This is a genomic window from Pseudomonas marincola (assembly GCF_900682675.2).
Lineage (GTDB): Bacteria > Pseudomonadota > Gammaproteobacteria > Pseudomonadales > Pseudomonadaceae > Aquipseudomonas > Aquipseudomonas marincola.
Genome location: NZ_LR215729.2, coordinates 262,864 through 276,836 on the forward strand (window position 1 = coordinate 262,864; position 13,973 = coordinate 276,836).

Sequence of the window (13,973 nt, forward strand, 5' to 3'; positions counted from 1 at the left end):
GGCTGGTTGGGTCAGCCGCCGAGTTGAACCTGATTGCGGCCGTTATGCTTTGCCGCATACAGGGCTCTGTCAGCGCGCTCAAGTAACTCGCCGGCCGTGTCGGCGCTGCGCGTCATGGCAATGCCTGCGCTCAGCGTGACTGAAAACTGGCCGTCTTTACTCAGAAAACACAGTTCGGAGAAGCGTTGGCGGATCTCGTCGAGAACGCGCAGCGCTTGTTCAGCGTCGCAGTCGGGTAATACCGCCAGAAACTCTTCGCCACCGTAACGACCGAGGCAGTCAACGCGGCGCAGGCGTTGGCGCAGCAGGTTGGCGAGCGAGCGGATGACGTTGTCACCGGCGCTGTGGCCATGGTTATCGTTAACCTGTTTGAAGTGATCGATGTCGAGCATCACCACGCTGGCAATCGAAGACTTACGCTGAGTGCGCTCTAGTTCTACCGCGAGCTGATCCTTGATATCGGCATGTTTGAGCAAACCGGTCAGGCTGTCGCGCGACAGGGCATTACTCAGCAGGCGTGCGCGCTGGGCACGGGCAAACACTGTGGCAATCAGGGCGTTATCCGAGATCGGTTTGGTGACGAAGTCATCACCGGCTTTGAGCAGCGCGCTCATCTGCCGGACGATGTCGGTTTCGGCGGACAGATAGATGATCGGTATGCGCAGCCAGTCGTCATTGAAGCGAATAATTTGCGCCAGCTCGGGGCCTTTGCAGGTTGGCATGTTGACGTCGAGCAGCACCACTTCCGGATTGAAGTCGCGCATGTGGGCGAAGATCATCGCCGGGTCATTGATGATCTCTACCTGCATGTTTGCGCCGCGCAGAACCAGGCTGTAGCGCGCAGCCAGTTCAAGGTCGTCATCGACAATCAATACGCGGTAGGGGTCGCCTTGTTGCTGTGCAAAGCAACGCTCAAGGCGGTTTTCCAGTTGGGAGAAATTCAGCGGCTTGCAGAAGAAACCCATTGCCCCGGCGCGCACTGCCTGCAGTTGCGTGCTGAAGTCGTCTTGCGGTGCAACTACCAGCAGCGACAGGGCGTCGTTGCGTTGAGCCTGCAGTTTTGCGGCGTATTCCAATTCCTGTGACTCAATAATCAAGGCATCGGGCATGTGCTCCCGGATTGCCTCATCCAGCGCTTCGACACTGGCATAGTGGCTGGCGATATAGCCGAAATTGTTCAGCGTTTGACGCAGGTTCTCGCCCAGCTCCACTTCATGTTCAAGGATATAAATGCGCCGCTGATCAAGCGCCGCCTGGCTCACTGCCGTGACGGTTTGCCCACTGGCCGCATTGAGCTCCATGACGAAGTTCTGCTGGGTCATTTCTTCAAGCCGGTCGAGGAAGGCGCTATGGCCCTGTTCCTGTTTGACCAGATGCTCCAGCCATTCGACAGCCTGTAACTCCAGTTCGCGGGCTTGCTTGCCGAGCGTGCCGAAGCCGAACGTGCCGGCACTGCCGGAAAGCTTGTGCAGCTGTTCACGCACGCGAGTCAGCAGTTGTTTGCGATCTTCGGGATCCTGCGTATTGCGCAGCGTTTGGGCCATGCCTCTGAGTTCGGGCAGTTCGTGTTTCAAACGCTCGGAAAATTTAGCGCTCAATAGTTGCAGGTGTTGCTGCAACTCGCTGAGCGGCGGGGTTTTCTCATCCATAAGCCTGACTCCAAATACGGCGAACTTGCGCTGCCAACTGCATGGGGTCGAAAGGTTTGATAATTACATCCAACGCACCCAACGTGCGGTAGTACTCGATTTCATCCGGCTGAACCTTGGCGGTCATGAAGGCCACGGCAACCTGCGAGAGATCGACAATGGAGCGCAGATTCTTCAGAGTCTGCGGGCCATCCATGTCGGGCATCATGACATCCAGCAGAATAAAGTCGGGGGCAAAACCCTGTATCTGGTCCAGCGCGTCCTGGCCGCTTGCGCACGTAAGCACGGTGAAGCCGCCAACGGCCTCCAGCGCGACCTTGGCCACCGCCTGAATAGAGGGGTCATCTTCTACATGGAGAATACGGCGTAGTTCAGACATCTTGATTCTCTTTGGCGGTCAGCAGGCGCGAAAGCAAGCCGAGGAAGTGATTGGAGTCGGTACGCGATTTGGCCAGCACGCTATGTACCTGGCCCAGGCGTGCCGCCGGTAATTCGTTTGCAGAGAGCACCACCACGGGCAGTTGAGGATACTGAGCATGCAGTTCATCAAGCAACTCAAGACCGCTGCCATCAGGTAACGAAATATCTAGCAGGACCATATCGAAATGCTCTCTGGCCAAAGATTTGCGGGCCTGCGCCAGGCTGCCGGCAAAATAGAATTCGGCCAAATCGCGACCTTGCTCAGCCACCACGGCCCGCAAATCAGCGTCATCTTCCACGTGTAATACTCGTGGCCGGCTGGGCATGCTGCGCAAGGCGTGGCTGAGGCTGTTTAACAGGTGTTGCTGATCAATCGGTTTGCCGAGCCAGTCAATCGCCTCGAAGCTGAGGCCGAAATCGAGTTGACCCTGATGCTCGGTTGCCGTGACCACGACCACTGGCAACGCTTGCGTGGCGGCGCACTGACGCAACTCGCGCAGCAGTTCGAGGCCGCTACCATCGGGCAGGCGCAAGTCCAGGGTGAGTGCATCAAATTTATGCGTGCGCAGCAGTTCGCGGGCTTCTTCCAGGCTGCTCGCAATGCGCACGTTGTACTGGGCTGAGGTGAGCATCTGCTCGAGCAACAAGGCAATGTCCGGCTCGTCTTCTACCACCAGCAACAGCGGCGTGTGCTGATCAGAGTCTTGATCATCCTCTCTAAAAGCCTGAGCGATTGGCAGTTCACACCAGAACGTAGACCCAGCGCCCGGTATCGAGTCGAAGCCGATACTGCCGTGCATGCGCTCAACCAACTCTTTGCTTATCGCCAGACCCAGCCCGGTGCCGCCTTTCTGGCGGCTATCGGTGGAGTCGGCCTGGGAAAATTTCTGGAATATCTGTTCATGAAATTTAGGGTCGATACCGCAACCCGAGTCAGTCACGCTGATGCGCATCCGCTGATCCCGGCGTTCACAGCTCACGTCCACCTGACTGCCTGCGGGCGAGAACTTGATGGCGTTGGACAAGAAGTTGGCCAGCACTTGCTGCACGCGCATTTCGTCGGCACGCACCGCGATTGGCTCACAGGTTTGTTTGCTTAGCCGCACATCGTGTTGGTCGGCATACGACTGATTGCTGGAGATGGCATCATCTATCTGCTTGCTGAGGTCGATATTCTGCAGGTTGAAGTTCATCTTGCCTGCAACCAGCTTGTCCATGTCCAGCAGGTCGTTGATCAGATGTGACAGGCGCAGGCTGTTTTGATGTGCGATGTCTAACATCTGCTTCATAGTGGCAGGCACTTCGCCCAATGCGCCGCCGTTGACCAGGCCCAGTGCACCGGCAATCGACGTTAGCGGGGTGCGCAGTTCATGGCTGACGGTCGAGACGAATTCGACCTTCATGCGATCAACCCGTTTGCGTTCGGTCAGGTCCATGCTGGTGCCACTGATACGCGTCGCCTCACCGTGTTCGTTGCGCAAAATATAACCGCGCAGCAATACCGGCACGGAAAATCCCTGGCGGTGTAACAGCAGACACTCGGCATTGATATGAGTTCTGCGGCTCTTAAGCAGTTGCTCTATGGCCGCTAATGTATTTTGCAGGCTGTCCGGGTGAATCAGCGCATGCCAGTTGTCCGGCGCAGGAGCATTTTTGCTGTAGCCAAGCATTTCCGTGGCGCGTGGTGAGGCGAACAGTTTGTCGGTTTCCAGATCAAGGTCCCAGAGCCCATCGTTACTGCCTTTTATGGCAAGCTCAAGGCGCTCTTCACTGCGCCGCAAGGCCTCTTTCTTTTGCCGCAATTGCTCGGTCATTTGTCTGGCGATTGAGCGTGCTTGTTCGCCGCGCTGGCTCAGGCTGCTGACCAGAAAGAACAACAGCAGGCTGATACAAATGCCCAGCCAGAGCAGCAGGTTATGGCCCTGCTCAAAACTTGCGGTAAATGCCGGGTCACGATGAAACACCAGCGTCCAGGTCTGCCCGTAAAGGTCTAACTGCAAGCTGCGATCGGTCGGCTCCGAATGCTGCGGCAAGCTTTCGTGGCTGTTAAAAAGCAAGCGCTCGGGATCGACTTGCTCGCCCGCATAAATTTCAAAGTCCTGAGATCGCAACGCGCTGCCGAGAATCCCGGTCATCAGGTCATTCATGCGGTACGGGCTGTAGACGAATCCGCGCAGTGCCTTGAGGCGTTCCTGCGGGTTAGATATCTGCATGCCGTGTTGGTACACCGGGACATACATGAGCAGGCCAGCCTGCACTTTGCCTTCGGTTTCCTGAACCAGAGTGAGTCGGTCCGTCAGCCGGCTTTCACCGCTGGTGGCCGCTGCCAGCATGGCCTTGCTGCGCCGTGCCTCGGAAAACATGTCGAAGCCAAATGCCGCCAAATTGCGCCCGCTGAAAGGTTCCAAGTAGATGATCGCGCTGCGCCATTGGCGCTCATCTTGCGGGTGAACCTTAAAATCGGAGAAGCCTTCGTTGCGAATTTGGACTTCCAGCTCGGTAATTTCATCAGGGCGCAGTATCTGGCTGAACCCTACGCCTTGAATGCCCGGATAACGGTCGCTGAGTTGCAGGCGATCAGTAAAGCGCTTCCAGTCCTGGCGGGTGACCTTGTTGCTGGCGTCCATCAGCCCGGCGGCGGCCAACAGGATCTTTTCATGGTCGACCATGCGGGTGTGGATTTGCCTGCTCAGTTGTTCCGTGAGCAGATCGAACTGCTGTTCAGCGGCCTCGTGCTGGTTGCTCAGGAGTTTGTAGACCATGAAGAACACGATGCACAGACTCAGAATCAGCGTGACCCAGGCCGTCATGTTGCGACGACTGAACAGCCTGCCAAAAGTGCTGCTGAAGCGATCCGATAATCTCATCACACTGATCGCTCCTGTAGAGGCAAGGTAAACCAGAATGTACTGCCTTGTTCTTCGACTGACTCGAAACCGATGCGGCCATTCATTTGTTCGATGAGTTCCTTGCTGATTGCCAGACCCAGCCCGGTCCCGCCTTTCTGACGGGTGCTGGTCGAATCTGCCTGCGAGAATTTACTGAAGATCCGCGACTGGAATGCCAGCGGAATTCCGCTGCCGTGATCGCGCACCGCAACGCGAACGGATTGTTCGGCTTGAGTGACATGAACTTCGACAATGCTGTCGGGGTGTGAAAATTTAGCTGCATTCGATAATAGATTAGCCAGTACTTGCAGCAGTCGCTGCGCATCTATCGATACCCAGTCATTGGCGCATTGCTCAACCTGAACCAGCTGCACTTTGTATTGCTGCGCGTAGGGCTGGTTGAGCGCAATGCTTTTTTCAATCAGTGGCTGCAACGCCTGGGACTGAAAGTTAAAACTCATTTTCCCGGCGACCAGTTTTTCCATGTCGAGCAAGTCGTTGATCAGCATGCCCAGGCGCGCGCTGTTGTCGGCGGCAATTTGCAGCATTGATTGCATAGTCTGCGGGACTTCACCGAGTGCACCGCCGTTAATCAATCCTAAAGAGCCGGCAATGGCCGTCAGTGGGGTGCGCAGTTCGTGGCTGACGGTCGAGACGAACTCGGTCTTCATCTGTTCGATGCGTTTGCGCTCACTGATATCCCGAATCACCGCAATCAACCGTCGTTCGCCCTGATGGTGAATTTCAGATACTGCAACTTCCATCACGAACACTTCACCGCTGCACTTGAGCCCGATATGTTCGCGGGTGTTTCCGGTCAGCTCAGAGAGCTCAGCAAGCAGTTCTATCGCTGGTTTTGTGGGGGCATCGTTGTCCCGTACAGGCGGCATGAGCGTGCTGAAAGGTTGGCCGATAATGGCCGCCGGACTGTAGCCGAAAATGTACTCGGCAGCCCGGTTGAAGGTTTCAACAATGCCCTGATTGTCCAGCGTGATAATGGCATCGACGACGTTGTTGAGCAGCGTGCGCAAGTAATGCTCACGCTCGCGAATGGCCATTTCGTCGGCGACCCGCTGGGTGAAATCCTGGATTTGCGAAACGAAGTGCAAGGCTTGCCCCTGACTGTTGCGCACCAGTGAGACGCTGAGCAATATCCATAGCGTTTTGCCCTGGCTGTCGAGATAGCGCTTTTCTATCTGGTAGGCGTTTGATCGCCCGGCAAGCAAATCGCGAATATTTTGTGTGTCGCTGGTTCTGTCTTGCGGATGGGTAATCTGCGCAACCGAGGTAGTGAGCAAGGTCTCACGATCATACTTAAGAATGCGGCAAAGCTCGTCATTCACCTCGATCAGCTCACCGCTGATTGAAACCAGAGCCATGCCTTGCGGTGCGGTGCTGAATGCACTGCTGAAGCGTTGCTGGCTAACCTGCAGTTCGTCTTCTACCGCCTTGCGGGTGCTGATGTCCCAGATGAATCCGTTGATCCACAGCAGGTTGCCCTCGCTGTCGTACTCACCCCGACCCTTTTCGCGCACCCACACGGCATGGCCATCGGCATGCACGAGGCGGTAGGTCAGTTCGAATGCTTTGTGCTGGGCGATCGACTCGACTGCATTACGCGTTGTTTCCATGTCATCCGGATGAATCAGGCTGGAAAAACTACGCTTATGGTTGTCGATTAGGTCGCTGGCCGGATAGCCGCTGATGGTTTCAATTTCGCCACCGATGTAACGCATCGTCCATTGCGCGTCGTTGTCACAGCGATAAATAACACCTGGCAGGTTGGCGACCATGCTGCGAAAGCGCTGCTCGCTTTTTTGCAGGGCATGGGTGGTGAAATGCAGTGCGCTGATATCGCTCCCGACTCCCAGAAAACCAGTGACATGCCCGGCGCTATCGGTGATTGCGCTGACCGTCAAGTTGATGATCAGCGCCTGTCCGCTTTTGTGTTGGTAGGTCCATTGGCGTGTTTCGGATTCGCCGGCACGCGGCAGGTGAGTCAACACCTCAAAGCCCTCGACAGCAATGCCGGACTCAGCGTTCAGCTCGCGGGCGCGTTGGTCAATTTCGCTTTTGAGGTGAAACAGCATGGGCGTGTGCACGCCGATGACGTCGTCAGCCTGATAGCCGAGCAGGCGTTCAGCGCCGGTGTTGAACAGGGTGATCAAACCCTCGGCGTCGGTGGCAATGACTGAAACACCAATGGCCGAGTCGAGTACGGTCTGTAAATAGCGGCGGGCTTGTTGGGTTTCCTGCTCACGAATCTTTTGCTCGCTGATGTCCGTATGCGTCCCGTACATCATCAACGGCTGGCCATCGGCGGTTGAGCTTTCGAGGCGCCCGCTCGATTGCACCCACACCCAATGACCCGCCTTGTGGAGCATTCTGCATTGCACGCTGTAGTAAGCCGTTTGCCCGCTGAAATGTTGCTCAAGCAAGGCTTGCGCGTGGCGGCAATCATCCGGGTGATTCAAGTTGAGCCAGGTGTTGATCGTTACCGGCTCAAGCTCATCCAGCGAGTAGCCGAGAATACTCGCCCAGCGTTCATTGATGACGGTTTCGCCGGTCTGCACATTCCACTGCCAGGTGCCAAGTTGGGTGCCTTCGATCACGTTCGCCAGTCTTTGGCTTTGAACTTTGCTGATGGCTTCGGTTTCCATCCGCTCAGTGATGTCTTGCACGGTGCCTGTCAGTTTGAGCATTTCACCTTGCGGGTTGGCTTGTAGCTTGGTGGTGCAATGCACCCAGCGCACTTGCTGATTGGCGCAGATAATCCGGTAACTGATCGCCACGGGTTCGCCCGCACGCGCCCGCTCGTTGCTCTTGTCTACACGCACGCGGTCTTCCGGATGCACGTGCACCAAGGCATCGTCCATGCTCGGTTTGTACTGCCCGGGAGCGATACCCAGAATTTGGTAAATCATGCCCGACCAGAACAGCTCTCTGGTTTCGAGATCGGCTTCCCAATGCCCCAGCTTGGCCAGTTGCTGAGCCTCATCAAGTCGCGCCAATAAGGTTTGTTTGGCTTGCTCCTGCTGCTGGCGCTCCAGCGTACTGCCCACCCAGCGGGCAAACAGGCGCATGAACTCGCGGTCGGATTCGTCGAATGAAGTGGGGTGTGGCTCGCTGCAGGAGAAGTTGAGTGTGCCGTAACGCTGGCCGTTCACCCAGATAGTCGAGCCAATGTAGCTTTCCAGTGCGAACAGTTCGTAGCAGGGATGCGTTGCATAAGCAGACACCTGCATGGCCTCGATTGCGAGCACGCTGTCTTGTTGCAACGTCAGGCTGCAATAGGTCTCGCCGAGGGCAAAATGCTGGCCGTCGTACAGCTCATTATTGGGCGAAACCTGCACCTTTATCGTGTAGTTCTGGTCCTCGATCTGGCTGATGATTGCCAGTGGCATCCGGTAAAAACTCGCGCCCAGTTGCAAGGCTTTGCGCAGTTGGTGCTGAGTACCATTACCCGATAACGCGGCGATTTCATTGAGTGCGTGCAAGGCTTGTTGCTGGCGCTGCATGCGCAGGTTGGCATGCTCACGTTGAATGTCGCGCTGCAAGGCGGCGAGCAATTGCGCCAGGGTCGATAACAGCGGTTGTAGCTGCTCGATCAGCTCATTTGAATAGCCCGCAGCGCGGTTGACCAGCCCCAGCAGACCGATGATCTCACCCTGATGCTGGATCGGCAGGCTGATCAATGAGCTGATTGCCTGCGGCTCATCGCTCACCAATTGCTCAGGTTGATTAACGCGTAACTGGCCGCCGCGGATAGCCGGCTCCAGCAGTTGCTCCAGCGTGCGCTGTTGTGGATGCTCAGCGTCCTTGAGCCAGTAGCAGTTCTCGGTTTCGCCCAAGCGGCTGTCGTGGCGCGCAAGGGTGCGCAAAGTCGTCGAACCGTGGTCAGGCTTGAGGACTTCGCCAATCATGCCGGCCTGGCTTCTGGTCAAGCCGATGATGCGTTGCAGCAATTCGGTGAAGGCGGTTTCTTGGTTTTGGGTGTCGATGTAGGCTGACTGTGCTTCGGTGATGATGGTCAGCAGCTCGCGTGAGTACTCGCTTTGCTGGTGCTTCTGTTGCAGCGCATGCTGGTGGCTGAGCATCATTGAGCGGGTACTGTTGCGGGTTGCCAGAAGTAGCAGCAATAACAGCGCTTCAGCCCCCAGCCAGGCAAAAATCCATTTGCCGACCAGCCACTGGTTATCACTGATGTGCAGTGCATACAGGTCGCTGATGTCGCGCCACACCAAGGCATAGGCGCTGATGGGCGCCGGAGCGAGAGCGCTGGTCGAATAGCCGGACAGCGGTACCTGATTGAGCAAGTAGGTGCGGCCATCGTCTTCAAGCAGCTTCAACGTGTTGTCTGCGGAAGGTTTTGGCAATGCTGCGCGCTGTTGCCAGTTCAAAACCTGATCACGTGAGTGGCTGATGATTTTCCACTGTGTTTCTGGCGAGCCGCTGGTGCCTGGCAGATTACCGAGCAAGGCCACGCCGGCATCCAACTCCTGATCCAGTTGCTTGATATTGGCTTGCAAGCCGAGTTGCACTTCGACGGCGCCGACCGTGGTTTCAACTTTGAGGTTCGGCACATGCAGCGGCGTGATGGCGCTGATGGCAAATTGGTGTTCAGTCAGGTTAAGGCCGGCCACGCTGCGTTGGCTGGTCAGTGCATCGCTGAGCATTTGTTTATGGGTAATCTGCTCGCCACCAGACTGCGCTGGAATCTGCAGGAACATCTCGCCCTGGGGCGCCAGGAATATCAGCAATTGAAACTGCTGGTATTGCTGCATGCCGCGCCAGCGTGGGGTGAGTCGAGTCTTGAGCTGGTTGCGAATGCTGTCGAGGTAGCGCTGGTTGAACTCGCCTTGGCGCAGCGAGTGGGCCTGTCGCACCAGCTCGGTTACCCATGAGTCGGCGGCGATGGTTTGCGCGAGTATTTGTGCCTGTTGCTGTTGCGCGGTTTGTGCGCTTTGCAGGGCAAGCTTTTGCAACTCGCCCTGTTTGGCAATCTGTAGCTGCCACAGGGCTTCGCGTTCTTGCAGGGCATGCCAGCCAAGCACACTGAATAGTAACGCCAGGGCCAGGCTACCAAGACCGACGATGCGCCGGGTTGTGGTGGGACGTTCTGTGGTGGTTGACCGCATACTGCAACTTCCCCAGTGCACGTTTGAGCTGTAATGCGAATGCCAATGCCGCAGCCGCATTCTCAAACTTTTAGCAGCCCTGCCTGGTGTCCGGCAATGGCTTTATTTGTCTGGAATCATGCCTGCTCGGGCGCGCTTTGGGCAGTGCTGTTTGTGCTTTTTGTGGCGTGGCGCGGGCAATCGCTGTAATTACTTCACGTCTGCTCACGCTTGAGGTTGCTCAGTTGTGCGGCGAAGGCTGGTGCCGGCATCGGCCTACCGAATAAATAGCCTTGCGCACTGTCACAGCCGCAGGCTTTGAGGAACTCAGCCTGCTCCAGATGCTCGATTCCCTCGGCCAGAACCTGCATGCCCAGGCTGTGCCCGAGGCCAATAACCGCGCGGGCGATGGCCTGGTCGTCTTTGTCGTGCGGCAGGCCTTGAACAAAACTGCGATCAAGTTTCAGTTTGTTCACTGGCAGCCTTTTTAGCCGCGCCAGTGAGCTGTAGCCTGTACCGAAATCATCGATCGACAGATTAACGCCCAAGGCGCGCAGTTTGTGCAGATGCTCCTGTGCAAGCGCCGGGTCCTGCATCACGGCACTTTCGGTTACCTCAAGCTCAAGGCGTGCAGGGTCCAACCGGGTGCTTTCCAGCAATGCGGCAATTTTAGTGTGTAGTTCCGGGCGATAAAGCAGGCGGCTCGACACATTGACTGCCATGCGCGGTAACTCAAGGCCTGCATTACTCCACTCAGCCAATTGCAGGCTGGCTTGATTCAGTACCCAGGCATCGATTTCGCCGATCAGACCGGTCTCTTCGGCAATCGGGATGAATACGCCGGGCGCTAACAAGCCGCGCTCCGGGTGCTGCCAGCGCACCAGCGCCTCGGCGCCGATCAGTTGGCCGGTATTTAAGCTGTGCAGGGGTTGGTAATGCACGACTAGTTGGTTGTTCCGGATGGCATGTCGCAGTGCGTGGGCCAACTCGAAGCGTTGTTGCGCCGAGTCGGTCAATTCGCGGCTGTAAACGGCAACGCACTGGCGTCCATTGCTTTTGGCTTTGTGTAACGCCGAATTGGCATTGCGCATGACTTGCTCGAGGCAGCTGGTTTCGCAAAACTCATAAATTCCGATGCTGGCGTTGATATACAGCGTCTGGTCGGCGAGGGCGAAGGGCGTATCCAGGCTGCGCAACAGTTTGTCTGCCAGATCTACCGCCAAGCCATCGAATTCACTGCCTTCAAGCACCAGGCCGAATTCGTCACTGCCGAGGCGCGCCAGCGTGACGCCGCTTTCCAATTGATCCAGAAAGCGTTTAGCGACCGCTTTGAGCAAGGCGTCTCCCGTGTTGTGACCGAGGCCTTCATTGATCAATTTGAAGTGGTCGATGTTGACGATCAGTACCGCGCCGCCACGTTGCAGGCGCTTGGCGCGGGTCAACGCATGCTGCACACGCTCGCTGAACAGTAACCGATTGGGCAGCTCGGTTAGCGGGTCAAAGTGGGCCAGATGATCGCGCTCGATTTGCGAGCGATGCAGCAGCGAAATATCCGAAAAAACCGCTACGTAATGGGTTAGCTGGCCATGGGCGTCATGGATGCTGCGGATGCTCTGCCACTGTGGATAAACTTCACCACTCTTACGCCGGTTCCAGATCTCTCCACTCCAGCTGCCTTTCTGGCTAAGGTCTTGCCAAAGGGCCTCATAGAACGCCGCATCATGACGCCCCGACTTGAGTACTGTCGGGCTTTTGCCGAGCACTTCGGCGGCGTCATAGCCGGTGATTCGCGAGAAGGTCGGGTTGATATGCACAATCTCAAGGGCCGCATTGGTCACCAGTACGCCTTCTTGTGTGGCCTCAAATACGGCTGCGGCTTGTCGCAGCATGTGTTCGTCGTTGCGTCGCTGGGTGACATCACTGGCAATCCCGATCAGGCGCTCGGGCTGGTTATTGTCGTCATGCAGTAATTTGCCGAATGACTCGATCCAGCGATATTGGCCATCGGCATGGCGCAAGCGGTAAGCCGAATGAAATTGCACTTCGTTCTGATGATCTGCCGCTTGTCTGAGATCTCGACGAAATGCGGGCAGGTCGTCGGGGTGGATTCGCTCAATCCAGGTGTTCGAGGTAAGTTCGTCCACGCCAAGCAAGTGACAATAGCGCGTCGAAAAAAACGCCTCCTGATTGCCCAGATGCCAGCCCCAGTGACCGAACTCTGCCGCCTCAAGCGCCAGTTTAAGACGTTGTTGGCTGCCTCTGAGCGTGCGCCGGATTCTGCGGTGCTGGGCGTTGTAAGCGTGCAGCATCACTCCCAGCAAAAGGCTGCTGAGCAATACGAAAACCAGTCCCTTGGCTGACTGCAGCAGTTCAATGTGCCCGGCGGAGAGATGCAGGCTGCCCAGCAGGTTGTCGCTCATCAGAACCCACGCGCTGGCAAAAATCAGGTAACTCAGGGTTATTGATGTGGGGGTAAAGCGCAATCTCATTCCAGCGGGCTCACTGTCGGCATTTAAAGACGGTTTTGCTGATGGTTAGTTTTGTAACAGCCTGATTCAAAAGACCAACTGGTTTTATTGTGCAGGTTAGAGATAATGCACCGCGGACAGCGCTTTGGGCTCTGCCGCGTACTTATTCAAAAGAGGCACACAGCCCATGTGGTACAACGGTATTCTCGACCTTTCGGTCTGGCAGTTGGTAGCGGCTACTTTGGTAATGACGCATGTCACCATTGTGAGCGTCACTATCTATTTGCATCGCTATTCAGCTCACCGCGCTCTGGAGTTGCATCCGGCGCTCAAGCACTTCTTCCGGTTTTGGCTGTGGTTGACCACTGCGCAAAACACCCGCGAGTGGACGGCAATCCATCGCAAACATCACGCCAAGTGTGAAACAGCAGATGATCCGCACAGTCCGGTCATCAAAGGCCTGGGTACAGTTTTGCGCAAAGGCGCTGAGTTGTATGCCGAAGAGGCACAAAACAGCGAGACCCTGCGCATTTACGGCAAGAACTGCCCGGAAGACTGGATCGAGCGCAATCTCTACTCACGTTTCCCGCTCGGCGGTGTGGCGCTGATGGGGTTTATCGATTTGGCGCTGTTCGGCGTAATCGGTATCACCGTCTGGGCCGTGCAGATGATGTGGATTCCGGTCTGGGCTGCGGGCGTTATCAATGGCCTGGGTCATGCTGTCGGTTATCGTAACTTCGAATGCCGTGATGCCGCGACCAATCTGGTGCCGTGGGGCATTTTGATTGGCGGTGAAGAACTGCATAACAACCATCACACCTACCCGAACTCGGCCAAGCTTTCGGTCAAGAGCTGGGAGTTCGATATGGGCTGGGCCTGGATCAAGCTGCTGAGCTTCTTCGGGCTGGCCAAAGTCCAGCGTGTCGCGCCAATTGCCCACCGTGTCGCGGGTAAAGGCAGCATGGACATGGACACCGCGATGGCCATTCTCAACAACCGTTTCCAGATCATGGCGCAGTACCGCAAGCTGGTGATCGGGCCGTTGGTGAAGCAGGAATTGGCCAAGGCCGATGCGTCGGTGCGTGACCACTTCTACCGCGCCAAGCGCCTGTTGTCGCGTGAGCCAAGTTTGCTCAAGGACCAGCAACAAGCGCGCATCGACCGCATGCTCGAGCACAGCCATGCGCTCAAGGTGATCTATGAGAAGCGCCTGGCGCTGCAAATGATCTGGGCCAAAACCAGCACCAACGGCCACGACATGCTCGAAGCGATCAAGCATTGGATTCATGATGCAGAAGCCAGCGGTATTCATTCGCTGCGTGAATTCGCCGAGCAGCTGAAAACCTACTCGCTGCGTCCGGCAACGGCTGCCTGATCCAGCGCGTGTTGAAGACCCGGCCACGTGCCGGGTTTTTTATGCGTTGGCAAACG

At 56.6% G+C, this 13,973-nt stretch carries 6 protein-coding genes; 1 reads left to right on the forward strand and 5 read right to left on the reverse strand.

Features of this window, described 5'->3' with window-relative positions; translation table 11 throughout:
• Nucleotides 1-11 precede the first annotated feature (11 nt).
• The 5 genes from PMYSY11_RS01080 to PMYSY11_RS01100 form a co-directional block, all read right to left on the reverse strand.
• Entirely contained in the window at nucleotides 12-1,649 is a 1,638-nt protein-coding gene (locus tag PMYSY11_RS01080; protein WP_150548080.1) for a diguanylate cyclase, read from the reverse strand.
• Entirely contained in the window at nucleotides 1,642-2,028 is a 387-nt protein-coding gene (locus PMYSY11_RS01085; RefSeq protein ID WP_150548081.1) for a response regulator, read from the reverse strand. The genes PMYSY11_RS01080 and PMYSY11_RS01085 overlap by 8 nt, the downstream gene beginning before the upstream one ends.
• On the reverse strand, nucleotides 2,021-4,936 hold the full coding sequence (locus tag PMYSY11_RS01090) for a CHASE domain-containing protein (protein ID WP_150548082.1): 2,916 nt from the start codon (nucleotides 4,934-4,936) through the stop codon (nucleotides 2,021-2,023). Before PMYSY11_RS01090 ends, PMYSY11_RS01085 begins: the two co-directional genes overlap by 8 nt.
• Nucleotides 4,936-10,095, reverse strand: a complete 5,160-nt coding sequence (locus tag PMYSY11_RS01095; protein ID WP_239655521.1) for a PAS domain S-box protein — start codon at nucleotides 10,093-10,095, stop codon at nucleotides 4,936-4,938. The genes PMYSY11_RS01090 and PMYSY11_RS01095 overlap by 1 nt, the downstream gene beginning before the upstream one ends.
• Nucleotides 10,096-10,289: 194 nt before the next feature.
• A complete protein-coding gene (locus PMYSY11_RS01100) occupies nucleotides 10,290-12,563 on the reverse strand; it encodes a putative bifunctional diguanylate cyclase/phosphodiesterase (RefSeq protein WP_150548084.1) in 2,274 nt (757 codons plus the stop codon).
• A 166-nt stretch (nucleotides 12,564-12,729) separates the two neighbouring features.
• On the opposite strand from PMYSY11_RS01100, the gene desA reads away from it, so the two are divergent.
• Entirely contained in the window at nucleotides 12,730-13,917 is a 1,188-nt protein-coding gene (gene desA, locus PMYSY11_RS01105) for a delta-9 fatty acid desaturase DesA (RefSeq protein ID WP_090514328.1), read from the forward strand.
• Nucleotides 13,918-13,973 lie beyond the last annotated feature (56 nt).